At 61.2% G+C, this 24578-nt stretch carries 22 protein-coding genes and 1 pseudogene; 13 read left to right on the top strand and 10 right to left on the bottom strand.

Features of this window, described 5'->3' with window-relative positions; translation table 11 throughout:
* Positions 1-15: 15 nt before the first annotated feature.
* The 5 genes from GGD53_RS05960 (at position 16) to GGD53_RS05980 (ending at position 6433) form a co-directional block, all read left to right on the top strand.
* The gene (locus GGD53_RS05960; protein ID WP_184454498.1) at positions 16-1770 is read left to right on the top strand and encodes an alkaline phosphatase; all 1755 of its coding nucleotides are present in this window, start codon (positions 16-18) and stop codon (positions 1768-1770) included.
* Positions 1771-1869: 99 nt separating this feature from the next.
* Positions 1870-2331: a hypothetical protein gene (locus GGD53_RS05965; RefSeq protein WP_184454500.1), complete on the top strand. Its 462-nt coding sequence runs from the start codon at positions 1870-1872 to the stop codon at positions 2329-2331.
* A gap of 6 nt (positions 2332-2337) precedes the next feature.
* Entirely contained in the window at positions 2338-3030 is a 693-nt protein-coding gene (locus GGD53_RS05970) for an ABC transporter ATP-binding protein (RefSeq protein WP_184454502.1), read from the top strand.
* Positions 3027-4298: an ABC transporter permease gene (locus GGD53_RS05975; RefSeq protein ID WP_184454506.1), complete on the top strand. Its 1272-nt coding sequence runs from the start codon at positions 3027-3029 to the stop codon at positions 4296-4298. Before GGD53_RS05970 ends, GGD53_RS05975 begins: the two co-directional genes overlap by 4 nt.
* A gap of 248 nt (positions 4299-4546) precedes the next feature.
* Entirely contained in the window at positions 4547-6433 is a 1887-nt protein-coding gene (locus GGD53_RS05980) for an MFS transporter (RefSeq protein ID WP_184454508.1), read from the top strand.
* Between the two features lie 40 nt (positions 6434-6473).
* Here the strand turns inward: GGD53_RS05980 and lpxE are convergent, their stop codons facing one another.
* Together lpxE and leuB are read right to left on the bottom strand one after the other, a co-directional pair.
* The gene (gene lpxE, locus GGD53_RS05985; RefSeq protein WP_184454510.1) at positions 6474-7226 is read right to left on the bottom strand and encodes a lipid A 1-phosphatase LpxE; all 753 of its coding nucleotides are present in this window, start codon (positions 7224-7226) and stop codon (positions 6474-6476) included.
* 178 nt (positions 7227-7404) lie between these two features.
* Entirely contained in the window at positions 7405-8517 is a 1113-nt protein-coding gene (gene leuB / locus GGD53_RS05990) for a 3-isopropylmalate dehydrogenase (RefSeq protein ID WP_184454512.1), read from the bottom strand.
* A gap of 248 nt (positions 8518-8765) precedes the next feature.
* Between leuB and GGD53_RS05995 the strand changes: the two genes are divergently transcribed.
* Positions 8766-9698: a pyridoxal-phosphate dependent enzyme gene (locus GGD53_RS05995; protein ID WP_184454513.1), complete on the top strand. Its 933-nt coding sequence runs from the start codon at positions 8766-8768 to the stop codon at positions 9696-9698.
* 66 nt (positions 9699-9764) lie between these two features.
* Here the strand turns inward: GGD53_RS05995 and leuD are convergent, their stop codons facing one another.
* The 3 genes from leuD to GGD53_RS06010 form a co-directional block, all read right to left on the bottom strand.
* On the bottom strand, positions 9765-10373 hold the full coding sequence (gene leuD / locus GGD53_RS06000; protein WP_064708129.1) for a 3-isopropylmalate dehydratase small subunit: 609 nt from the start codon (positions 10371-10373) through the stop codon (positions 9765-9767).
* Positions 10374-10507: 134 nt separating this feature from the next.
* A complete protein-coding gene (locus tag GGD53_RS06005; RefSeq protein WP_184454514.1) occupies positions 10508-10927 on the bottom strand; it encodes a VOC family protein in 420 nt (139 codons plus the stop codon).
* A gap of 108 nt (positions 10928-11035) precedes the next feature.
* Positions 11036-11269, bottom strand: coding sequence for a hypothetical protein (locus tag GGD53_RS06010; protein WP_064708240.1), 234 nt, complete (start codon positions 11267-11269; stop codon positions 11036-11038).
* A 113-nt stretch (positions 11270-11382) separates the two neighbouring features.
* Here GGD53_RS06010 and GGD53_RS06015 point away from each other — a divergent pair, with 113 nt between their 5' ends.
* Complete coding sequence (locus GGD53_RS06015) at positions 11383-12291, top strand: HpcH/HpaI aldolase/citrate lyase family protein (RefSeq protein WP_184454515.1); 909 nt, start codon at positions 11383-11385, stop codon at positions 12289-12291.
* The gene (locus GGD53_RS06020; protein ID WP_009996762.1) at positions 12288-12494 is read left to right on the top strand and encodes a DUF1737 domain-containing protein; all 207 of its coding nucleotides are present in this window, start codon (positions 12288-12290) and stop codon (positions 12492-12494) included. The genes GGD53_RS06015 and GGD53_RS06020 overlap by 4 nt, the downstream gene beginning before the upstream one ends.
* 21 nt (positions 12495-12515) lie before the next feature.
* On the opposite strand, the gene GGD53_RS06025 is transcribed toward GGD53_RS06020, so the two are convergent.
* Entirely contained in the window at positions 12516-12953 is a 438-nt protein-coding gene (locus tag GGD53_RS06025; protein ID WP_131628227.1) for a metallopeptidase family protein, read from the bottom strand.
* Positions 12954-13115: 162 nt separating this feature from the next.
* Here GGD53_RS06025 and GGD53_RS31615 point away from each other — a divergent pair, with 162 nt between their 5' ends.
* From GGD53_RS31615 to bfr, 5 genes and pseudogenes are all read left to right on the top strand, one after another.
* Positions 13116-14072, top strand: a complete 957-nt coding sequence (locus GGD53_RS31615) for an ImuA family protein (protein WP_246717708.1) — start codon at positions 13116-13118, stop codon at positions 14070-14072.
* Between the two features lie 40 nt (positions 14073-14112).
* Entirely contained in the window at positions 14113-15531 is a 1419-nt protein-coding gene (locus GGD53_RS06030) for a Y-family DNA polymerase (protein WP_246717713.1), read from the top strand.
* A complete protein-coding gene (locus GGD53_RS06035) occupies positions 15528-18980 on the top strand; it encodes an error-prone DNA polymerase (RefSeq protein ID WP_184454518.1) in 3453 nt (1150 codons plus the stop codon). The genes GGD53_RS06030 and GGD53_RS06035 overlap by 4 nt, the downstream gene beginning before the upstream one ends.
* A 91-nt stretch (positions 18981-19071) precedes the next feature.
* A pseudogene (locus GGD53_RS06040) lies at positions 19072-19471 on the top strand ((2Fe-2S)-binding protein).
* The gene (gene bfr, locus GGD53_RS06045; protein WP_184454520.1) at positions 19437-19922 is read left to right on the top strand and encodes a bacterioferritin; all 486 of its coding nucleotides are present in this window, start codon (positions 19437-19439) and stop codon (positions 19920-19922) included. The pseudogene GGD53_RS06040 and the gene bfr overlap by 35 nt, the downstream one beginning before the upstream one ends.
* Positions 19923-20010: 88 nt before the next feature.
* Here bfr and GGD53_RS06050 read toward each other — a convergent pair whose 3' ends face one another.
* The 4 genes from GGD53_RS06050 to GGD53_RS06065 all read right to left on the bottom strand — a co-directional run bounded on the left by GGD53_RS06050 (position 20011) and on the right by GGD53_RS06065 (position 24555).
* Complete coding sequence (locus GGD53_RS06050; RefSeq protein ID WP_184454522.1) at positions 20011-20544, bottom strand: RNA pyrophosphohydrolase; 534 nt, start codon at positions 20542-20544, stop codon at positions 20011-20013.
* Between the two features lie 25 nt (positions 20545-20569).
* Entirely contained in the window at positions 20570-21766 is a 1197-nt protein-coding gene (locus GGD53_RS06055; protein WP_184454524.1) for a divergent polysaccharide deacetylase family protein, read from the bottom strand.
* A 76-nt stretch (positions 21767-21842) separates the two neighbouring features.
* On the bottom strand, positions 21843-23165 hold the full coding sequence (locus tag GGD53_RS06060; RefSeq protein ID WP_184454525.1) for a S41 family peptidase: 1323 nt from the start codon (positions 23163-23165) through the stop codon (positions 21843-21845).
* A complete protein-coding gene (locus GGD53_RS06065; protein ID WP_184454526.1) occupies positions 23155-24555 on the bottom strand; it encodes a murein hydrolase activator EnvC family protein in 1401 nt (466 codons plus the stop codon). The genes GGD53_RS06060 and GGD53_RS06065 overlap by 11 nt, the downstream gene beginning before the upstream one ends.
* Positions 24556-24578 lie beyond the last annotated feature (23 nt).

Here is a 24578-nt window from a genome sequence, read left to right on the forward strand (position 1 = left end):
AAACGGGGGTTTTCCATGCGTACGCTTCTCGCCGTCTTTGCGGCCACTACCATCCTCGCGGGCGCCGCTCGGGCGACGACAGTCTATCCGCTTGATCGCGCGACGATCCTTGCCGGCTCCCCATTCGATTTCAAGGTCGAGCTCAACAAGCAGGTCAAGCCGGAAGATGTGAAGATCACGGTCAACGGTCAGGATTACAAGACTGTCCTTGGAGGCGAAGCGCAATTCATCGAGCTCGAAAAAGGCAAGGAAGATAAGGCCCTCGGTTCCGCTCTTCTGCTCCGCGGCCTGAAGATCTCCGCACCCGGCGCCTACAAGATCGAGGTCTCCGCCGGCGATGAGACGAAGTCGGTCACCTGGGACGTTTACGAAACCGCCGCGCAGCCGAAGACCAAGAACATTATCTTCCTGCTCGGCGACGGCCTTTCCGTTGCGCATCGCACCGCCGCCCGCATCATGTCAAAGGGCATGACCGAGGGCAAAGCGAACGGCCGCCTGAACATGGACGATCTCGATCATATGGCTTTTATCGGCACGTCAGCGACGAATGCCGTTGCCACGGACTCGGCCAACACCATGTCGGCCTTCATGACGGGGCATAAGACGGCCGTCAACGCGCTCGGCGTCTATGCGGACCGAACACCGGCCGCACTCGACGACCCGCGCGTCGAAACCTTTGGCGAGGCCGTTCGCCGCACGACGAAGAAGTCGATCGGCATTGTCGCTACGTCCGAAATCGAGGATGCGACGCCAGCCGCGGTCGTTTCCCATACCCGCAGCCGCAGCGAAAAGGCCGACATCGTCGGCATGCTGCTCGAGGTGAAGCCGGAAGTCATCCTTGGCGGCGGCTCGGCCTATTTCCTCGGCAAGGAAGTCGCCGGCTCCAAGCGCAAGGACAATCAGGATTACATCAAGCTGTTCCAGGACGCGGGCTACAAGCTTGCGACCGACAAGAACGAACTCTCCGCCAATGCATCGGCTGAAGGCAACCTGCTCGGCCTCTTCCACACCGGCAATATGGACGTCACGCTCGATCGCGAGTTCCTGAAGAAGGGCACCGTCGACAAGTTCCCGAACCAGCCGGGTCTGGTCGAGATGACCAAGGTTGCGCTCGACCGCCTCTCGAAGAATGCTGATGGCTTCTTCCTGATGGTCGAAGGCTCCTCGATCGACAAGATGTCCCATCCGCTGGATTGGGATCGCGCTGTTATCGACACCATCGAATTCGACAAGGCGATCGGCGTTGCCCGCGAATTCCAGAAAGCGCATCCGGACACTCTGATCGTCGTCACCGGCGACCACACGCACGGCGTATCGATCATCGGCACTGTCGACGACGAGAAGCCCGGCACGGAAATGCGCGAAAAGGTCGGCACCTATGCCGAAGCCGGCTTCCCGAACTACAAGGACGAAAACGGCGACGGCTACCCTGATAAGGTCGACGTCAGCCGCCGCCTGTTCCTCAGCGCCAACAACGGCCCCGACCACTACGAGACCTTCCGTCCGAAGCTCGACGGTCCTTTCGTTCCGGCCGTTCAGGACGAGAAGAAGGAATATGTCGCCAACGAACAGTATAAGGATGTTCCCGGCGCCGTCTTCGTACCGGGCAATCTTCCGAAGAGCAGCGAGAGCGGCGTTCATGCCGTCGACGACGTCGTCCTGCAGTCGGCCGGTCCGGGTGCCGAAGGCTTCCATGGTTATATGGAACAGAGCGACGTCTATCGCGTGCTCGCCGACACCTTCGCTCTCGGCGCCAAGCAGACGAATTGATCGAAAGCCGATCCTGCAAGGCCGCTTGCCGGCCTTGCCTCTTTCGTCGATCGTGGTCCCGGCCTTTCAGCGGCTGGGATTTCCTTCCTGGAGGTCGCCATGCACAAAGTCTCTTCGCCGCAACTCAGCCGCCGCCGGCTGATCGCCGCCGCTGTTGCGCTTCCCTTTACCGCCTCCATCGTTCGCGCTGCCGATCCTTCGCTCTCCTTCGGCGAGCTCTATGGTAAATTCGGCGTGCTCGGTCTCGAATTCTCCGACAAGGTGAAGCGTCTTGCCGGCCAGGACATCAGCATGAAGGGCTTCATGGCACCGCCGCTGAAGGCCGAGGCGCAGTTCTTCGTACTCACCGAGGTGCCGATGTCGCTCTGCCCCTTCTGCTCTTCGGATGCGGACTGGCCCGACAATATCGTCGTGGTTTATCTCTCGGAAAAGCAGACCTTCGTGCAGCCGCGCCAGACAATCGAAGTGCGCGGCACGCTGGAATACGGCTCCTGGACCGATCCGGAAACCGGCTTCGTCAGCCTGCTTCGGATCCGCGAGGCCGAATATTTCGCTGTTTGAACCGACATGCTCGCACTCGATATCGAAAACCTTGACGTCACCTTTCCGGGCCTCTCCTCGCCGGCGCTGGCGATCGGCCGCCTGTCGATCGCAGCCGGCAGCAAGGTCGCGATCACGGGAGCATCAGGTTCCGGCAAGAGCACCTTCGTCAATGTCGTCACCGGGCTGGAGGGGACGCGGCAGGGCCAGATCCGCTGGAGCGGTGAGGACATCGCCGCTTTTTCGGAAAGCCGGCGCGACCGATTCCGCGCCGTCAATATCGGCTTGGTCATGCAGGAATTCCATCTTTTCCCCGGCCTGTCGGCACTCGAAAACGTGCTTCTCCCTGTCCGGCTTGCCGGTGCCGCGACGGCCGCCGTCATCGAGCGGGCGCATGTGCTTTTGAACACGGTTAACCTGTCCCGGCCCGGCCAGAAGATCGAGACCATGTCGCGCGGCGAGATGCAGCGCGTGGCGATCGCCCGCGCGCTGCTGCGCAAGCCCGGTGTCATCATTGCCGATGAGCCGACCGCGAGCCTCGACGCCGAAAGCGGTGAGGCCGTCGGCGATCTCCTCCTCGAGCTTGCCAATGCCGAAGGCAGCACGCTGATCGTCATTTCTCACGACCAGCGGCTCGCCGGCCGTCTCGACCGGCGCATCACGCTCAGCTCCGGCCGAATCAGCGAGGATTCCATTGCCGCTGCGGGGGAGGCTGCATGATCCGCTTCATTTGTGCCGATCTTCGCCGCCTGTGGGCGGGATCGCTGGTTATCGTGCTCCTAGTGGCGTTTGCGACCGCGCTCGGCGTCTGCGTGGTCCTGCAGGAGCGGGCGCTTCGCCTCGGCAGCGCGCGCGCCGCCGACAAGTTCGACCTCGTCATCGGTGCCGGCGGCAGCGAGACACAGCTCGTGCTCTCCTCCGTCTTCCTGCAACCCTCGCCCCTGCCGCTGATGCCGGGCGAGGTGCTGGCAAGACTTGCCGTCGACCCCCGGGTCGACTGGGCGGCGCCGATCGGCTTCGGCGATTCCTTTTCCGGCTACCCGATCGTCGGTACGACGACAAAAATGTCGAACAAGCTGTCGGGCGACTTTGCCGAAGGCAAGGTTTTCACGCATGAGGCAGAGGCGGTGATCGGCTCCGCGGTCAAGCTTTCGCTCGGCGATGAAATCAAGCCGATGCATGGTTCGGCGGAGGAAGGGGGCGAAACCCATACCGAACTCACCTATCATGTCGTCGGCCGCCTACGGCCGACGGATACTGCCTGGGACCGAGCGATTCTCGTTCCCATTCAGGCGGTCTGGCACATTCACGGGCTGGACGCGGAGGAGCATGCGGAAGGCGCCGAAGAGGTCGGGCACGATCATGATCATGCCGGCGCCGATCATGACGCGCATGAGCATCATGGGGCGCTCGATCCGGAAGCCGTGCTGAAGGAGACCTGGGCCGCAGATGCTCCAGGCCTTCCGGCTATCCTCGTCAAGCCGAAAACGATCGCCGATGCCTATAAGCTTCGACAGGACTATCGCAACGGCAATACCATCGCCGTCTTCCCCGGCGAGGTGCTGACAAATCTTTACGTCACGCTGGGTGACGCCAAGCAGATCCTTGTTGTGGTCGCTTCCGGCGCACAGGCTCTTGTCGCGGCCTCACTGGTGCTGGTCACGGTCATTCATATCGGCCAGCGCCGCCGCCAGATCGGCGCGCTCAGAGCCTTCGGCGCCCCGCGCGGCGCGATCTTCGGCATCGTCTTCCTGGAATTCTTCTTTCTGGTGGCAGTCGGCATAGCACTTGGGTTTGCGCTCGGTTTCGCCGCGGCGCTGACTTTGTCCGGCATGCTCTCGCAGACCAGCGGCATCGCCATGCCGGTTGGCTTCGCCCGGGAAGATGCCGAGCTTACGGGAGTGTTGCTCGCCTTTGCCGGTATTCTCGCCGCATTGCCGGCGGTGATTGCCTACCGGCAATCGCCGGCGCAGGCGCTGAGGGCTTAACAGGTCCCCTTCCGCAAACCGGCTGAAACCGTCCCGCCGCCAGATGCCATCGCCGGGCAGGAGGGCTGAGCAACGCTCCGATGCGCGTGACGGAACGCGGCCTCGTTAGACTAAAGTCATAATCCCAAAGCATCTCTCTTTGCGGCCTGTCTTTTCTGGCACACTCTCGTCAGGCGTGTCGCGGCCCGGGGTATGCTTTGAGGAGAGTCGGCCGCGCCCGTTGCTCATCACTCTGTGGAGGACAGACAATGGCAAATGTCACAAGCATCGACGGCGCGAAGGCCGGTCCGATGACAGGCGAGGAGAAGAAGGTCATCTTCGCCTCTTCGCTCGGCACCGTTTTCGAATGGTATGATTTCTATCTTTACGGTTCGCTCGCTACCTATATCGGTGCGACCTACTTCACCCAATATCCCGAGGCAACGCGCAATATCTTTACGCTGCTCGCCTTTGCCGCCGGCTTCCTGGTGCGTCCGTTCGGCGCGCTGGTTTTCGGCCGTCTCGGTGATCTCGTCGGCCGAAAATACACCTTCCTGGTGACGATCCTGATCATGGGCATGTCGACCTTCCTCGTCGGTATCCTGCCGGGTGCGGCCACCATCGGCATCGCAGCCCCGATCATCCTGATCGGTCTTCGCTTGCTCCAGGGTCTGGCGCTCGGCGGTGAATATGGCGGCGCGGCAACCTATGTCGCCGAACATGCGCCGAACGGACGGCGCGGCTACTTCACCTCATGGATCCAGACGACGGCGACGCTCGGCCTGTTCCTGTCGCTGATCGTCATCATCCTGGTCCAGTCCCTTATGGGTCCGGTTCAATTCGCGGCCTGGGGCTGGCGCATTCCGTTCCTGGTCTCGGTCGTGCTGCTCGGCATTTCCGTCTGGATCCGTCTGAAGATGAACGAATCGCCTGCGTTCCAGCGCATGAAGGCGGAAGGTAAGGGCTCCAAGGCGCCGCTGACCGAAGCCTTCGGGCAATGGAAGAATGCCAAGATCGCGCTCATCGCCCTTCTCGGCGCCACCATGGGCCAGGCAGTCGTCTGGTACGGTGGCCAGTTCTATGCGCTGTTCTTCTTGCAGAATGTGCTGAAGGTCGATCTGTTTTCGGCCAATGTCATGGTCGCTATTGCGCTCTTCCTCGGCACGCCATTCTTCGTCATCTTCGGCGGCCTCTCGGACAAGATCGGCCGCAAGCCGATCATCATGGCAGGCCTCCTGCTTGCAGCAGTGACCTATCAGCCGCTGTTCAAGGCAATGACCTGGATGGCAAATCCCGCGCTTGCCGAAGCGCAGGCGTCGATCCGCGCAACGGTCACGGCCGATCCGTCGGATTGCAAATTCCAGTTCAACCCGACAGGCACGTCGAAATTCACCAGTTCATGCGATGTGGCGACGGCATTCCTGACGAAGAACTCGGTGCCTTATGACGTCGTGCCTGGTCCCGCCGGACAGCCGGCGACGGTGAAGGTCGGTAACGGTACGATTACCAGCTTCGACGTCGTTGCTGCCGGCGACAAGGCGAAGGGCATGACCGCCGCCTTCGAAAAAGGCATCAACATTGCGCTCCACGATGCCGGCTATCCGCTGAAGCGGGCCGCCGCCAAGGTGCCGGATAGCAAGCTCGATGCCTTCATCGCCGCCAATCCGGAACTGGCGCTCAGTGCCGATGCCGTGCGCGCGGGCGACAAGGAAACCGTGCCGGCAGCCAAGCTGGTCGAAGGCAAGCTGCTGACGGCCGACGAGGCCAATGGCGTCACCGACATGGCAGTCTACAACATCGCCAATGGCGGCACCTTCGCCATGGTCGCCGATCCCGCCCGCGTCAACTGGGTCGGCACGATCGCCGTCCTCTTCGTCCTCGTCATCTATGTGACGATGGTCTATGGTCCGATCGCGGCTCTTCTGGTCGAGCTTTTCCCGACCCGCATCCGCTACACCGGTATGTCGCTGCCCTATCATATCGGCAACGGCTGGTTCGGCGGCCTGCTGCCGGCGACGGCCTTCGCGATGAGCGCTGCCGCGGGTGATATCTATTACGGTCTCTGGTACCCGATCGTCTTTGCGGCGATCACTCTGGTGATCGGTCTGATCTTCCTGCCCGAAACGAAGAACAGGGATATCCACGCCATGGATTGAGGCGCTTTCGCGCTCAGCATGCAGGCAAAAGGCCCGGCGCTCACAAGGCGCCGGGCTTTTCCATGTCCGGAAACAGGCGCTTGGCGAGAGGCCAGCCATCCGGCGCCAGCTTGAACAGCAGGCCGCAGCGGGCATAGACGATCGCCGTCAGCAGCGAGAACCAGCCGCCGAGGGCAAGGCCGGCGATGACATCGCTTGGGTAGTGCGCACCGACCATGACACGCGTCATGGCAAGCCATATGGCGCAGGCGATGAAGGGAATGCGGTAGCGCGGAAACAATAACGCAAACGCGGCAAAGAAGGCGCCGACGGTTGTGGAATGGCCGGAGGGAAAGCTTTCGAAAGCGGCATGGCCCGAAAAAGGCGTGAAAGAAAACATGCCGTAATCGTGGAAATGGTCGGGACGCGCCCTTCCAATCGCCCTTTTCAGGAGATTGGCGAGAAGTCCGGAGAAGACGACCGTCGTAAAGAGATAAGCGCCGATCCAGCTGACATAAAGCGCCTGCGCCTTGGAGCGCGCGGTCTTCAAAAGCTTATAACCCGCCCTGCCCTGAAAGAAGAGCAGAATGCTGATGCAGATCAGCCAGGCAGAATCGCCGAAGCCCGTCAGCAGTTCGCCGAGCTGCTTTACCGCCTCAGGACGCTCGCTGGCGCCGACCGGGGCATCGAAGAGCAGCATGGAAAGAGCCACGGCATTGATGGTGATGAAGAGGCAGGCCTGCCACCGTAAGGGCGGCATGCCAACGCTGCCGCGGCGCCAGCGCCTATCAAGGGAAGCCCAAAATGCCCGCATCCTGTCGTCCGTTCGATTTTGCCTGGTTAAAATTCGGCGCAAAAATACACGAGATTGTGGCTGAGAATAGTCCGTTTCGGATATTTCAGCCGACCCGGCTGCGGCTGTTCGGCCTCACATGAAAAAGCCCTCCGCATGCATGATGCGAAGGGCGGGAAACTGTTTCACGTGAAATATATCAGGCGGAAAGGGCCTTGAACTCGGCAAGGATCGCCTCGCCCATCTCGACGGTGCCGACCTGCCTTGCGCCATCGGCCATGATGTCGCCGGTGCGGATGCCCTTGTCGAGCACGTTGGCGATCGCCTTTTCCAGATCGTCAGCTTCCTTGACCATATTGAAGGAATAACGCAGGCACATGGCGAAGGAGGCGATCATGGCAATCGGATTGGCAACGCCCTTGCCGGCGATGTCGGGGGCCGAGCCGTGCACCGGCTCATAGAGCGCCTTGCGCTTGCCGGTCTTACCATCCGGCGCGCCGAGCGAGGCCGACGGCAGCATGCCGAGCGAGCCGGTCAGCATGGCGGCGACGTCGGAGAGCATGTCGCCGAAGAGATTGTCGGTGACGATGACGTCGAACTGCTTGGGCTGGCGCACGAGCTGCATGCCGCCGGCATCGGCCAACATATGTTCGAGCTGAACGTCGGAATATTTCGTCTTATGCGTTTCGGTCACGACCTGGTTCCAGAGCACGCCCGATTTCATGACGTTGCGCTTTTCCATGGAGCAGACGCGGTTCTGGCGCGTGCGGGCCATTTCGAAGGCGACGCCGGCGATGCGTTCGATTTCGTAGGTATCGTAAACCTGGGTGTCGATACCGCGCTTCTGGCCGTTGCCGAGGTCGATGATCTCCTTGGGCTCGCCGAAATAGACGCCGCCCGTCAGCTCGCGGATGATCAGGATGTCGAGGCCTTCGACCAATTCCGGCTTCAGTGACGAGGCCGAGGCAAGCGCCGGGTAGCAGATGGCGGGGCGCAGGTTTGCGAAGAGCTGCAGGTCCTTGCGCAAGCGAAGCAGGCCGGCTTCCGGGCGCACTTCGTAAGGCACGCTATCCCATTTGGGACCACCCACCGCGCCGAAGAGAACGGCGTCGGCGGCAAGCGCCTTCTGCATGTCGGCTTCCGAGATCGCCGCGCCATGGGCATCGTAGGCGCAACCGCCGACAAGGCCTTCGTCGGTGACGAAACCGGCATCCATCGCCTCGTTCATATAGACGATGATCTTGCGGACTTCGCTCATGGCCTCGGGACCGATGCCGTCACCCGGCAGCAGGAAAAGATTGCGCGCAGTCATGAAACCCTCCTGGAAAAACAAGTTGCGGCTTCTTAGACCCCGGAAATGGGCATTTCAAGCGAGAGAAAGGTTGAATCGGTACGCTTCAATATCTGCATCGGCCCGATTTTCGGGCCGATGCAGATATTGAAAGTGTTACAGCGTCCTTTGGGCGTCTGAAGACGCGCGGGCCTGTAGGTCATGATGGTTGCTCCTGTGCCGGCAAACGGATTAGAACAATCGTCTCACTTTATTTCCTGGATGTTCCCATGGCTTCAGCACCCCTCCATCTCGACACGCCCCTGGTTCGAACATCCCCCGGCTATAGCGCCAGCGGCAAGCCGCTCTGGCTGAAGCTCGATGCGCTGCAGCCTTCCGGCAGCTTCAAGCTGCGCGGCGTCGGCCGGCTGTGCCAGCAGGAGGTGGAAAATGGCGCACGCGAGATCTTCTGCGCCTCGGGCGGCAACGCCGGCATTGCTGCGGCCTATGCCGGCCGGACGCTCGGCGTGCCGGTCACGATCGTCGTTCCGGAGACGACGGCGGCCGATGTGCGGCAGACGATCGCCGCAACCGGCGCCAGTGTTCTCGTTCATGGTTCGGTTTTCGATGAAACCAACGCTCATGCGGTCGAGCTCGCCCGCAGCCGCAAGGCGACCTATGTGCACCCTTTTGACCATCCGCTTCTGTGGGATGGTCATGCCACGCTGATCGACGAGGTGGTGGCGAAGGGCGTGACATTCGATTGCGTCATCACCAGCGTCGGCGGCGGCGGGCTGCTGGCCGGCATTGTCGAGGGGCTGAGGCGGAACGGGCTTTCCGACATTCCCGTCATCGCCGTCGAAACCGAAGGGGCGGCTTCGTTCCATGCCAGCCTCAAGGCCAATGAACGCATCTCACTACCGGCGATCACCTCGATTGCGACGTCGCTCGGTGCGCGGCGGGTGGCGCAGCATGTCTTCGAGCTGCCGAAGCAGCACCCGATCGAAAGCGTTGTCGTCAGCGACGCCGATGCCGTCGCCGCCTGCCTGAAATTTGCCGATGCGCATCGCATCCTCGTGGAGCCGGCCTGCGGCGCCGCCCTTGCCGTTGCCGATGTACATGCCGGACTGCTTCAGCACTTTGACAATCCGCTGATCGAGGTCTGCGGCGGCATTGGAGTGTCGCTCGAAAAGCTGAGGGTCTGGAAAGAGAAGTTTCTCTGACTAGGAAAGGCTTTTAAAGAAAAAGCCGGGCGTAAGCCCGGCTTGATCGATAATCCGTTGGGTGGCTCAGGCGGCCCAGGGATGCGAAGCGGCGTTTTTCTTTTCGAATTCGTCGATCGCCTTGCCCTTTTCCAGGGTCAGGCCGATATCGTCGAGGCCGTTCAGCAGGCAGTGGCGCTTGAATTCGTCGAGATCGAACTTGATCGAGCCGCCATCGGGTCCGGTGATCTCGAGGTTCTCAAGGTCGACCGTCAGGATGGCGTTGGAGCCGCGCGAGGCGTCGTCCATCAGCTTGTCGAGGTCTTCCTGGCTGACCTTGATCGGCAGGATGCCGTTCTTGAAGCAGTTGTTGTAGAAAATGTCGGCGAAGCTGGTGGAGATCACGCAGCGAATGCCGAAATCGAGCAGCGCCCAGGGAGCGTGCTCACGCGAGGAACCGCAGCCGAAATTATCGCCGGCGACCAGGATCTTGGCATCGCGATAGGCTGGCTTGTTCAGCACGAAATCGGGATTTTCGGAGCCGTCTTCATTGTAGCGGGCTTCGGCGAAAAGGCCCTTGCCAAGACCCGTGCGCTTGATGGTCTTCAGATAGTCCTTCGGAATGATCATGTCGGTGTCGATGTTGACGACCGGCAGGGGCGCTGCAACGCCCGTGAGCTTCACGAATTTATCCATGACCCATGCTCCATTTCAGCAAATGTACTTTCCTGAATGTGCATCTAGTCCAGTTTTTTGCCGAAATGAAGGAGAATCTTTCTAAATTGGCGGCCACGCGACGTTCGCGTGGCCCGGCGACGGTCCGCGTCCGGTTAGTTGGCGGGCGCGTTCAAGCCCCAGAGGACGCCGAACGGATCGCGAAGCTGGCCGTAGCGGTCACCCCAGAACATCAGTTCGACCGGCATGACGACTTCGGCGCCGGCGGCCACCGCACGATCCCACCAGAAATCGATATCGTCGATAACAAGCTGGATGGCGAAGCCTTCATGGCCTTTGAAAGGATGGCCGTATTCGGGATAGGCATCCGCCAGCATGAGGGAGCTGCCATTGATATAGAGATGAATATGCATCGTCCGGCCGCTTTCATCGACCGGCACCCTGTGGGCCTCTTCGGCGCCGAAGGCCTTCTTGTAGAATTCCGCGGCCTTCACCGCGCCGTCGACGGTCAGATAGGGCAGCAGGCCATTCTTCACCGGCGGCAACTTGGCCGGCTTGTTTTCCGTCGTATCCATGCTCGTCCTCCATCGTTTTTTAAGCGCCGGCAGAATGCCAGGCTGCTTCAAAGACGTATCATGGAAGCATGATGCGACAGTGTCGGCCAATTTTTTTGAAAGCAGGCCTCAGAGATCGATGATCGTGCCGCGACCGTCGTTCCAGATGCGCATCTCCGGCTTGCCGTTGTTTGCCTTGGCGCGGACCGGAGCGGGCTTCATCTTCATCGAAAGCGCGCGTCCGACCATGAGCACGGTCAGGATGCCGCCGACCGCAAGCGTCACCGAGAAGGTGAGAAGCAGCATGGCGACAAAGAAGGTGGCGCCGGCCAGCATGAAGAAGATGGAGCGAATGTTCTGCATGGGTTTGAGACCTTTCTACAGAAAGGAATGTGGTCCTTCCTTTTCCTCTCTGCAAGGCAAGCATGGCTTTTTGTTGTCTTGCCGGGCCTTGCGAAGCTTGGCACTAATGGCTGATGAAGCAAACCACACCTCTCCGCTCCTCAAGTCTGCGCCGCTCGGTGCTGAGTGTGCCGGCCATCAATCTGCGGGCGCTCGAAAAGAGCCGTTCCCTTGATTGCGATGCCGTTATTTTCGATCTGGAGGATTCCGTCGCGCCCGAGAACAAGGGCCAGGCGCGGGAAAATCTGCGAGCTTTTTTTGCCGGGCAGCCGCTCAAGGGCAAGGAAAGGATCATCCGCATCAATTCTTTGTCATCCGCATTCGGGGCGGCGGATCTCGATCTCGTCAAGGCGCTTTTGCCCGACGCCGTTCTCCTGCCGAAAGCGGATGGCCCCCAGGATGTCACCGACATCGGCGATCTGCTTGCCGATGCAAATGCGCCGGAGGAGCTGCGCATCTGGGCCATGATCGAGACGCCGCGTGGCGTGCTGAATGTCGGAGCGATCGCCGAAGCCGGCTGCATGCCGGGGGCGCGGCTCGATTGCCTCGTCGTCGGCCTCAATGATCTGCGCAAAGAAACCGGCGTCCAGCCGCAGCCGGGGCGAAGCTTTCTCGTGCCCTGGCTGATGCAGGTCATTCTGGCGGTCAAGGCCTATGGGCTCGATGCGCTCGACAGCGTCTTCAACGATTTCCGGGATGACGAAGGTTTCGATGTCGAATGCGGGCAGGGGCGCGCCATGGGTTTTGCCGGCAAGATGCTGATCCATCCCGCGCAGATTGCGGCCGCCAACCGGCATTTCGGTCCGAGCGCCGAGGAGATTGCCGAAGCGCAGGCAATCATATCAGCCTTTGCCGACCCGGCTGCCAGGGGCCTCAACGTCATCAATGCGAACGGGCGGATGATCGAGCGGCTGCATCTTGTCCAGGCCGAAGCTCTGGTTCATAAAGCGCGTCTGATTTCTGCAAGAAAGCACGCCCGATGAAACTCTACCGCTTCCTGACCGGCCCCGACGACGCTTCCTTCTGCCACAAGGTCACCGCCGCCCTCAACAAGGGCTGGTCGCTGGAGGGCTCGCCGACCTATGCCTTCAATGCCGCAACCGGCGCGATGCAATGCGGCCAGGCCGTCGTCAAGACTGTCGAAGGCAAGGATTATGATCCGGAGATGAAGCTCTCCGAGCAGTAGTGTTCTGCCGAAGGCGTGGTTTCAGCGCTCTGCGGCTTCCTCGGCGCTAGCCTCGATCCGCTCCATGTCATCGTCGCTCAGCCCGAAATGATGGCCGATCTCGTGGATCAGGACATGGGTGATGATATCGCCGAGCGTCTCGTCGTTTTCTGCCCAGTAATCGAGAATGGGGCGGCGGTAGAGACGGATGCGGTTGGGCATCTCGCCGGTTTCCACGGTGAAACGTTCGGAAATGCCCCTGCCTTCGAAAAGGCCGAGCAGATCGAAAGGGGTTTCGAGTGCCATGTCCTCGAAAACATCGTCATCTGGGAAGTCTTCGATCTCGATCGTGAGATTGGTCGTCAGCTGGCGGAATTCATCCGGCAGATGGCTGTAAGCCTCCATGGCCAGCGACTCGAAGGTGCTGATCGTCGGCGCATGGCGGTCCTGCCAATCATCGCTCTGGTCTACGCGGGCCATGAATATTCCTTCCTTTGCGGGCCCATATAGAACCTTTGCCGCCGATTTTCGAGTGCGGAATCAAAGGCAGGAATAAATTCATAGAAAATCGTTGTTGACTCTTCTTCAGCTCTCTGGAATCCATAAGAACATAACAGGAACAAGACGGACGGAGTAAACGCCATGGCGCAGAACGCCCTGGCGCGCGAGCGGCTTTTTGCGCTCCGCGAAACCATCGCCAAGCTGGAAGGAAAGCCTGCGCCGGCGCTTGCGGCAGCGGAGCGGGAAGCCCTGGCTTCGGGTGAGACCGGGCGGCAGGATGCGGAGCGGAATGGGCGCAGACAGCGCCTGTCGTTTGGCGTGACATCGCTCGACGAAGCGATGGAAGGCGGGCTGCCGCTCGATGCGATAACGGAAATCCGTTCGACGCTTTTCCGGGATGCGGGAGCCGCCAGTGGGTTCGCCCTTGCGGCCGCAGCGCTGCTGCAGCGGGTGGAGGAGGAGACGAGCGATTGTTCGCCAATACTCTGGATCGGCGATACGGTCTCGACGATGGAGGCCGGCCTTCCCTATGCGGTGGGTCTGCAGGATTTCGGCCTGCGGCCCGAGTGTTTCCTGCAGGCTTTGCCGCGCAAGCTCGACGAGGCGCTCTGGCTTGCGGAAACCGCGGTGGAAAGCGGCGCCTTTTCGGTGGTCATCCTGGAGATCAGGGGCAATCCTGCGCATTTCGGCCTGACCGAGAGCCGGCGGCTCGGTCTTCGCGCCAAGGCGGCCGGCCGGCCCCTCTTCCTGCTTCGGCAGGCCGGAGAGGAGGAGGCGAGCAGCGCCGCCTTCCGGCTGCTTGCCGAGCCTGCGCCAGCCGGCATGCGGGCTCTTCCGGGTGGATCGAGACTTGCCGGCAGCATCGGCAATCCGGTTTTTCGTCTCAGCCTGGAGAAGAGCCGCAACCCGGCTCCGCTCTCCCTTCTTCTGGAGTGGAACCCTCATGAACGTCAGTTTTTCCCCATCGACGAGCCAAGGCACGCTCTTACTCCAGACGAACGGTCAGCGTATCCTGGCGCTCAGCTTTCCGCATCTTTCGACGGACAGGATCGCCCGCAGAAAATGGGGCCTTTCCTGGCGTTCGAGAGGGCGTCCTGAGGCTGCGCCGATCGTCTGCGCCGGAAAGCACGAAAATGCCATGCGGCTGATGGCGCTGGACGAGACTGCGGAGGCGCTTGGCTTGAAGAAGGGTCAGGGTGTCGCGGAAGCGCGCGCCATGCATCCGAAGCTCGATATCGTCGAGGAGGATCCGGCCGCCGATGCGCGGCTGCTCGAAGCCATCGCCGACTGGTGCGACCGCTATACGCCGCTGGTGGCGATCGACGGACGGGACGGGCTGTTTCTCGACATTAGCGGCTGTGCCCATCTTTTCGGCGGCGAGAGAGCGCTGCTGAAGGATATTCTGCTCAGGCTTTTCCATATGGGGCTCGACGTCCAGGCTTCGATCTCCTCTTCGCCCGGCCTTTCCTCGGCCGTCGCTCGTTTCGGCAATGGCGGCGTCATCGAAGACGAGAAAATGGGGGATGTGCTGGCGCCGCTGCCGGTCGCCGCGCTTCGGTTGAACGAAGACACCGTGGCATCGCTGAAGAAGCTCGGGCTGAAATATATCGGCGATGTCATGAATGCGCCGCGGGCGCCGTTGACCCGTCGTTTTGGAGCGAGCCTGCTTTTGCGGCTCGATCAGGCGCTCGGACATGACGAGGAACCGGTTTCGCCGCGCCTGCCGGTTGCGAGCCTTTCGGCCGAGCGGCGGCTGGCCGAGCCGATCGGCACCGAAGAGGATATTCTCGCCCTTGCCGGCCAGATCGCCGTGTCGCTGAAACCCTCCCTGGAAGCCCGCGGTGCCGGCGGCCGCGTCTTCGAACTCGTGCTGTTTCGGGTCGATGGCCAGGTTTTCCGGATTTCCGTCGGCGCTTCACGGCCGCTCAGGGAGCCGAAGAGGATCGCCGATCTTTTTTCCCAGCGTCTGCAGGCAATTCATGACGATCTCGATGCCGGATATGGTTTCGAGATCCTGCGGCTGAATGTCGTGCGCCACGAGCCCTTCGAAGGCACGCAGGGCGATTTCGACGGCGGCCGGCAAAGAGAGGTCTCGCTTGCAGCTTTCGTCGACCGCGTCTCGGCCCGCCTTGGCGCGGACTGTCTCCAAAGCTTTCAGCTCCACGAAAGCCATGTGCCGGAGCGTGCGGTTGTCATAAGCCCGTTCTTGGAAAGCTTTCCGGCGCATCGCAGGAGCGAGGGAAGCCGTCTTTCCGCCGCTCGCAGCGAGCGGCCTCTGAGGCTTTTTGCCAGACCGGAACCGGTCGAGGCCTTGCTTGCCGAAGTTCCGGAAGGGCCGCCGCAAAGTTTTCGGTGGCGCCGCATGCAGCATCAGGTTCTGCGCAGCGAAGGCCCGGAACGGCTTGCCATGGAGTGGTGGATCGATGGCGCCGACGCCAAAACGCGTGACTATTTCCGTGTCGAGGACAATGCCGGGCATCGTTTCTGGATTTACCGCGAAGGCTTTTACGGTGAAGAGCCGCCGCCGCGCTGGTTCATGCACGGGATTTTCGCATGAGCGCGGCGCCTGCATTTTTCGAGATCGGCGCCCGCACCAATTTCTCCTTTCTGGAGGGTGCCTCGAAGCCTGAGGAAATGGTGGTGCAGGCCGCCGCGCTGAAACTTTCCGGTCTTGGAATCGCCGACCGGAATTCGGTTGCCGGGGTCGTCAGGGCGCATGCGCAGGCGCAGGAGATCGAAGAGAAATTCAGAAGAAGGCACGAGAAGAACCTCGACGGCAGAGAGGAAGAGAAGGTTCTCGATCCAATCCGGATTCAGCCGGGCGCCCGCCTCGTCTTTGCGGACGGAACGCCTGACATCCTTGCCTATCCTGAGAACAGGCGAGGATGGGCGCATCTCTGCCGTTTGCTGAGTGCGGGAAATTTGAGAGCGGAAAAGGGATCTTGCCTGCTTTACGAGGCGGATATCATGGAATGGGGGGACGATATGATGCTTGCCCTCGTTCCAGGCCAGGCGGCTGCCGTCGAGCTTGTCGCCCAACAGGAGTTGGAAGCCTGTCTCGCCCGCTTCCGGAACCGTTTCGGCACGGCCTTTCACGTGGCGCTGACGCCTGCCTATGATGGCCGTGACAGGCAGGTTTTCGCGGCACTTTCCGTGATCGCCGCCCGCCACCGCATTCCTGTCATCGCGACCAACCAGCCGCTCTATCACCATACGGATCGCCGCCCCCTTTCCGATATCGTCATCTCGATCCGCGAGCATGTTCCGATCGCCGAGGCAGGTTTTCTTCTTGCTCCGAATGCCGAGCGTTATCTCAAGGGCCCACGTGAAATGGCCCGGCTGTTTCGCGACTATCCGGAGGCGATCGCCAATACTGGGACATTCTTCGGCAGGCTTTCGTTTTCGCTCGATGAGCTGAAACACAATTATCCGCCGGAAAACGATCCCGGCGAGACGCCTTATGAAACCCTCGAGCGTTTGACGAGGGAGGGGGCTAAGAAGCGCTATCCGGATGGCGTTCCTGCTCAAATCCTGACCCAGATCGACTATGAACTCGATCTCATCCGGGAGAAGAAATACGAGCCCTATTTCCTGACGGTCCACAAGCTCATCCAGCATGCGCGTTATGAATTGAAGATCCTGTGCCAGGGCCGCGGTTCTGCAGCCAACTCGGTCATCTGCTATTGCCTCGAGATCACGGAAGTCGATCCGACCAAAAGCACGTTGCTTTTCGACCGCTTCATCTCGATGGATCGCGACGAGCCGCCTGACATCGATGTGGATTTCGAGCATGACCGCCGCGAAGACGTCATCCAGCACATCTATAAAAAATATACCAAGGAGCATGCCGGGCTGACGGCCGGTGTCACCACCTATCGCACCCGTTCCGCCGGCCGCGAGGTTTCCAAGGCCTTCGGGCTTTCGGAGGACGTCCAGGCGGCGATCAGCAGCCTGGTCTGGGGCTGGTCGGAGGATAATCTGTCGGAGCGGGATGCCAAGGCCGCTGGGCTCGATATTTCGGACCCGGTGACATTAAACGTTCTGCGCTATGCGTCCGAGCTCCTCGGATTTCCGCGTCACCTGACCCAGCATGTCGGCGGCTTCGTCATCACCCGGGATCGGCTTGACGAAGTCGTGCCGATCATGAAGACGGCGATGCCGGATCGCTACATGATCGAATGGGACAAAGACGATCTCGACAACGTCAAGATTCTGAAGGTCGATGTTCTGGCGCTCGGAATGCTGACCTGTCTCAGGAAAGCCTTCTCGTTGCTCGAACTGCATTACGACGTGAAGAAAACCCTTGCCGATCTCGGCAACAGGGAACACGGAGACGAGGGCGTACCGGTTTATGACATGATGTGCCGGGCCGACACGCTGGGCGTCTTTCAGATCGAAAGCAGGGCGCAGATGAGCATGCTGCCCCGGCTGAAGCCGCGACGGTTCTACGATCTCGTGATCGAAGTGGCGATCGTCCGTCCAGGTCCGATTCAGGGCAATATGGTCCATCCCTACCTGACGCGACGGGAGCAGTCGCATTCTCCCGGTTTCAAGATCGACTATCCGAAAGACGAGATGATCCCGATCCTCAAGCGGACGCTCGGCGTGCCGCTGTTTCAGGAACAGGCGATGCAGATCGCGATCACGGCGGCGGGATTCTCGCCTGCCAAGGCCGACCGCCTGCGCCGCTCGATGGCGACCTTCAAACGGTTGGGAAAGGTCAACGCGTTCAAGGATGATCTGATCAATGGCATGACCAGCAGAGGCTATCCGAGGGATTTCGCCGAACGTTGCTTCAGCCAGATCGAAGGCTTCGGCGAATATGGTTTTCCGGAAAGTCATGCGGCTTCCTTCGCCCTGCTGGTCTATGCTTCGTCCTGGGTCAAGGCCTATTATCCCGACGTCTTTTGCGCTGCCATGCTCAATTCGCAGCCGATGGGCTTTTACGCGCCGGCGCAACTCGTTCGTGATGCCAGGGAACACGGGATTGAGGTCCGACCCGTCGACATCAACAGATCCAATTGGGATTGCCATCTCGAGGAGGCGGTCTTCGACAGAAATGCCGTCGACAGGCGGCATGCCGACATGCGAACCATCATCAAGGCAAAGCGAGCCGTTCGCCTCGGCTTTCGGCAGGTCAAAGGTCTGTCCGAGAAAGCGCTGGAGAGCCTTCTCGCCAACAGAGGTGATGGTTATGGCTCGGTTCGTGATCTCTGGCTGCGGTCCGGTCTCGACAAAGCCGATATCGAAAGGCTGGCGGATGCCGATGCCTTCGGCTCGATCGGCCTGTCGAGACGTGAGGCGCTTTGGGCTGCAAGAGCGCTGGATACGAAATACGCTCCTGAAAAATTGCCTCTGTTCGATCGGGTGAACCATATCGATCTGCAGGTCGAACCGAAGACCAGTCTGCCTGATATGCCGCCGGGCGAGCAGGTGATCGAGGACTATCGTTATCTGTCACTGTCGCTGAAGGCGCATCCGGTGTCTTTCCTGCGGGAGGAATTCCGAAAGATGGGCATCACGCGCAATGTCGATCTCCTGACGGTGTCGAACGGAAAGAGGGTGACCATCGCCGGTCTGGTGCTGGTGCGCCAGCGCCCGGGTTCGGCCAAGGGCGTAATCTTCATGACGCTGGAGGATGAGACCGGCGTTGCCAACGCTATCGTCTGGAACAAGATATTCGACAAATACCGGGCGGTCGTCATGGGTGCCCGGCTCGTGAAAATCCGGGGCAGGCTGCAAAGCCATAGTGGCGTCATCCATACGGTCGTCGAGCATATCGAGGATATGACGCCGGCACTTGGCATCCTGCAACGCGAGGCCCGACGTTTCGGCGCCTGCGATCGCGCCGACGAGGTTCTGAGGCCAGGGATCGATCCACGACAGAGAAGGCTTGCGAATGCGCAGGAAAGGGCGGAATTGGAAAGACAGGCGGGTGCCGGGGACCGCCATGCCGGTGCGGCGGAAAGCGCCGAGGTCATGCCGCGCGGGCGGAACTTTCATTGAGCAGTCGGATCGACCAGGGCATGCCTCATCGTGCGGTCGCCGCACCGTTTCAGTCAATCTGCAACAGGCCGCGCCCCATCGCTTCCAATCGATGCCGGCTGATTCGAATTTTTTCTTGACAGCCGCCATCTTCTTTAGCAGAAAACACGATAGTCAGTGTCATGTTTGGAAATGAAGACGTGCTTGTCTGCAGCTGCAATTACATAACCGACAAGGAAATCCGGGAGGTTATCACCAACCTTCTCGACGAAGACTGTTGGCAGCTTATCGTGCCTGCGAAGGTCTACCACGCCATGGAAAAACGCGGCCGTTGCTGCGGCTGCTTCCCCAACGTTGTCGACATCATTATCCAGACGACCGAGGAATATCACGCCCGCCGCCACTCGACGGAGACGGAGATATTTGATTTCATGTCGCGCTTGAAGCAGTTCCATGAGGAAAACAGGAGAGCGGACATTGAAAGGCGACAAAAAGGTCATCGAGCGGCTTAACGAGGCACTGTTCCTCGAACTCGGGGCGGTCAACCAATATTGGGTTCACTATCGTCTTCTCGAGGATTGGGGCTACACCAAGCTCGCCAAGAAAGAACGCGCCGAATCCATCGAAGAGATGCATCATGCCGACCGGCTGGTCGCCCGCATCATCTTCCTCGAAGGCCATCCCAATTTGCAGACCCTGGCCTCTCTGCGCATCGGCCAGAACGTCAAGGAAGTCCTCGAAGCCGATCTCGCCGGCGAGTACGACGCCCGCACGGCCTACAAGAAGTCGCGCGATATCTGTTATGACGCCGGCGACTACGTTTCCATGAAGCTTTTCGAAGAGCTTCTCGCAGATGAGGAAGGCCATATCGATTTCCTCGAAACACAGCTCGATCTGCTCGAGAAAATCGGCGAAAGCAAATACGGCCAGCTCAACGCCGATTCCGCCGACGAAGCCGAATAGCATTCGCATGAGGCCGGCCGCATCGGCGGCCGGCGTTCCTCATAAAAGCGCGTCGCAATCTTTCAGCTTTCCGCGCGCTTTACCTCGATCAGTCTTCCGATTGCAACGCCGCCAGATGATGGAACTCGGCGATCACCTGGTCGTAAACAGCGCGCTTGAAGGGAACGATCAGGCCCGGCAGTGCCTGCATCGGCTTCCATTCCCAGGCATCGAATTCGGGATCGTGGCCGCCGGGCGGCGGGTTGATGGCGATCTCGCTCTCGTCGCCGTCGAAGCGGAAGGCGAACCAGCGCTGCGTCTGACCGCGGAATTTTCCTTTCAGCCCGATGCCGATCAGCGCCGGCGGCAGATCGTAATTGATCCAGTCCCGCGCTTCTGCGAGCAGCGTCACCGTCCTGATGCCGGTTTCTTCATAGAGCTCGCGATAGGCGGCATCCAGGGGATCCTCGCCCTTGTCGATGCCCCCCTGGGGCATCTGCCAGAGCTGCGGCGAGCCGTCATATTCGGAATTGCCGTCGGGGACGCGCCGGCCGGCCCAGACCAGGCCATCGCGGTTCAGGATCATCACGCCGACGCATGGGCGATAGGGTAGATCCTCGGCTTTCACGGTCGCCTGGCTCATCTTCTTCTCCGTTGAGGACATTATCTCAGGGGGTTCTGGGGTCGTTGGAAAGCGAGGCGACGCCGACGATCTCGATGCCGCGCATCGAAGCTTCCTCGCTCCACTTGGCAATGGCGTCGACGCTTTCGTCAAAAGCCGAGGCGATGCCGATCGCCTGGCCGTTCTTGCGAGCGATGCGTTCGAGCTCGTCCAGTTTCTTCAGGATGGCGTTGACGTCGAGCTGGCCGTCGAGCTGCAGATCGGCAAAGGCATAGGGCAGTTCGGTCCCCTTGGCGACATCAGCCGTTTTCGACTGCGCCGACGTCCCGTCGTCGAGGAAGAGCAGGCCACGCTTGCCGATATCGCGCATGATGGGCTCCATGGCGACAGGGTCGGAAAGGAAGCGGCCGCCGAGATAGTTCATGATGCCGGTGTAATTGGTGATCTCGCCCATCGCCTTGTGCAGGTTCTCGATGTTGCGGGCGACCGGTTTTGAGGTCAGCAGGGTTTCCGGCCCTGGATCGTTTGCCGGATAATCAAACGGTTCCAGCGGCACCTGCAGAAGGATTTCATGGCCGCCGCGGCGAGCCTCCTGCATCCAGCGCTGGAGGCTGTTGCCGCTTGCGGCAAAGGCCAGCGTGATCTCCTCGGGCAATTCGGCGATGGCGCGCTGCGTTCCCGTCTGGCTGAGCCCAAGGCCGCTGACGACAATGGCAACGCGCACACCGCGGGCGCCGGACGAGGGACGGGCATACTGATCCATCGGCCGTCGACCGTCGGGACCGACGATCGGCAGCCTGCCATAGGCCGAATCCTCAAGCAGCGTCTCGTTCGGCAGCGCCGCCATGCGCGGATCCTGGCCGATCTTCATGGCGTCGACCAGCACCGGTCCGCTGCCGTCGCGGGGGCGGGGGCTGTATTTGGTGACGACGGAGCCGTCGCCGGTCACCATCTGCTCGACATTGGCGCCCGAACGCGGTTCGGCGCGCGGCATGCCGTCCGCCGACTGGCCGGCCGGCGTCTGTGCTGGTTGAGGTGTGCCGGAAGAGGGCGCTGCCGCTTGCTCGGTTGCCGGCGGTTTTTTGCGTTCGAGCCCGTCGTCGCGAAACGCCGTATAGAGAGAGAAGCCGCCTATCGCGAAAAGGCACAGACTGGCGGCGATGCGGCCAAGGCGCAGCACTCCCGGCCGCCGGCTGCCGGTTTTGCGGTTGCGCCCCAAAGGCGCATGCAGGTCCGTTCCCAATTTTCTCGCCCGCTCCAAACCGGGAAACAGCAGAAAGGGTCAAGGCCGGGCGAGTGCCCGGCCTTGCAATGATCGATTACTTGGCGACGACGGCCTTGTCCGGGTTCGGCGGGAAGGCCGGATCAGTCTTCTTGCCGCGCAGCAGGTCGAGCGCGTAGTTCAGCTGAACGTCATCCTTCGGGTCCGGCGGCACATAGGCGACGGAGCCCGAACCCTCGTCGGTTTCGCTCTGGCCCTTGATGTGGCCACGCAGGCTGGATTCGCCTTCGGTCACCATCTTGCCCTGCAGTTCCTCCGGCAGCGGCTCCTCGACCTTGATGTCAGGGGTGATGCCGGTGCCCTGGATCGAGCGGCCCGACGGCGTGTAATAGAGCGCCGTGGTCAGGCGCAGCGCGCCGTTTTCGCCGAGCGGAATGATCGTCTGGACTGAACCTTTGCCGAAGGAGCGGGTGCCGAGAACGGTGGCACGGCGCAGATCCTGAAGAGCGCCGGCGACGATTTCCGATGCGGAAGCCGAACCGCCATTGATCAGCACGATGACCGGCTTGCCGTCCGTCAGATCGCCCGGGCCGGCACTGAAGCGGCGGGTTTCATCGGGATTGCGGCCGCGGGTCGAAACGACCTCGCCACGCTGCAGCAGCGCATCGGAGACGTTGATCGCCTGGTCGAGCAGGCCACCCGGGTTGAGGCGCAGGTCAAGGATGTAACCCTTCAGCTTGTCGGCCGGAACGGTGTCCTTGATCTTCTTGATCGCCTTCTCCATGTCCGGATAGGTCTTTTCGGTAAAGGAGATGATGCGGAGGTAACCGACATCGTCCTCGACGCGCGACTTGACGGCCTGGACGGCGACGACGTCACGGACGATCGTCAGTTCGATCGGCTTGTCGGCGCCCTTGCGGATCAGCGTCAGCTTGATCGGAGTGTTGACGGCGCCGCGCATCTTCTCGACGGCGTCTTCCAGCTTCAGGCCGCGAACGGACTGCCCGTCGATCTCGGAAATGTAGTCGCCGGCGAGGACACCGGCCTTGGCGGCGGGCGTGTCATCGATCGGGGTGATGACCTTGACGAGCTCGTCTTCCATCGTGACTTCGATGCCGAGACCGCCGAACTCACCCTTCGTCTGGGTGCGCATATCTTCGGCGTCCTTCGCATTCATGTAGCTCGAATGCGGGTCGAGCGAAGACAGCATGCCGTTGATGGCATTCTCGATCAGCTTGTCCTCGGCCGGCGGCGTGACGTACTGCGCGCGCACGCGTTCGAAGACGTCGCCGAATACCGACAGTTCCTTGTATGTGGAGGATCCGGCTGCTTCTGCCGGCACACCTGCCGAGTAAATGACGCTCATCGCGGTCGCACCCATCAATGCGCCGACCAGAACAAGAGAAGCCCTACGAATCATTGCGTGCCTTTCCAGTGTCCTTGGCGGTCCACCACGGTCGGGAATCGACCGGTTTACCGTCTTTTCGAAATTCAATGTAAAGCGTTGGCCGGTCCGTTTCCAGCGCCAATGCAGTTGCGCTCGCCACTCTTTTCGCTCCCATCACGGCGAGCGGTTCGCCGGAGAAAACGAATTTTCCCTGACGGGTATTGATCGCATCCATTCCCGAGAGAACCAGGTGGTATCCGTCGCCCGCGTCGAGAATGATCATCTGACCGTAGCTGCGGAAAGCGCCGGCAAAAACCACCAGGCCGTCTGCCGGGGCCGTCACCACTGTCTCCGGGTTGGTGGCGACCGTCATTCCCATGGCTTCATGCCCGGTGCCATCGGCATCGCCGAACTGGCGCAGGATATCGCCGGCCACGGGCAGTTCCAATTTCGCCGTCAATTCTGCGAAGGGATATGCGGGCGCAATGCGGTTTTTATCGGGCACGCCGCTCTCGGCCAGCGCCTTCGCCTGAGCCCGCTGCTCGTCGGTCAAGAGCTTGCGGCTTTCCTCGGCCTGGCGGGCGGCGGCGGCCGCTTCGCGGACCGAGGCAATCTCCGATTCCATCGAGGCGACGAGGCCTTCGAGGCTGGTCGCCTTGCCCGCAAGTTCCTGCGAGCGTTTCCTTTCGGCCTCCAGTTCGGCGGCGTTGCTGCGGCTGAGCTTGTCGTTTTCGGCAAGCAGCAGGTCCATGCGCCGCTCTTCCTCGATGCTGTCGGTCATCGTCGCCGTCAGCTGCGTCTTTTCGGCGGCGCTTGCCGTCTGCAGCGCGGCCAGACTTGCGAGATCGGCGGCGAGCTTGTCGGTTTCCTTGCGGATGCCCGGCACGACGGCGCCGAGCAGGATGGCGCTGCGCACGGAAGCAAGCGCGTCGTCGGGCGTCACGAGCAAAGCCGGCGGCGGATTGCGGCCCATGCGTTGGAGTGCGGCCAGCACCTCGGCCAGCAGGCCGCGGCGTTCATGCAGCGAACGGCGGATGCCGTCCTGCTTGACGCCGAGGTCGGCAAGCTTCTTCTCGCTCTCGAGGATCTGCTTTTCCAGCCCTTTGCGGCGGGCGGCGGAATCGATCAGCGCCTGGCGAATGCTCTGCGTGCTCTTCTCCAGATTGGCGATACTCTGCTGGAGTTCGCTCACCTTGTCGGAGGACAGGCTGATCGTCTTCGACAAGGTTTCGAGCTCGGCGCGGGTCTGATCGCGTTTGGCGGCAAGTTCGGCGGCCGGATCGGGCGGCGGCGCCTCGGCGGGCGGCGGGTTTGAAGATTGCGCCGCTTCCGGGGCGGCATCCTGGGCCCGGACCGAAAAAGGGCTTGTCGAGACGAGGATGACCGCAACACCGAAACCGGCCGCCAGTGCCGGCAGAATCATGCGGTGTCGCCTGGTTGGAGTCG

It is taken from the genome of Rhizobium aethiopicum (assembly GCF_014197535.1).
In the GTDB taxonomy this organism is placed as follows: Bacteria; Pseudomonadota; Alphaproteobacteria; order Rhizobiales; family Rhizobiaceae; genus Rhizobium; species Rhizobium aethiopicum_A.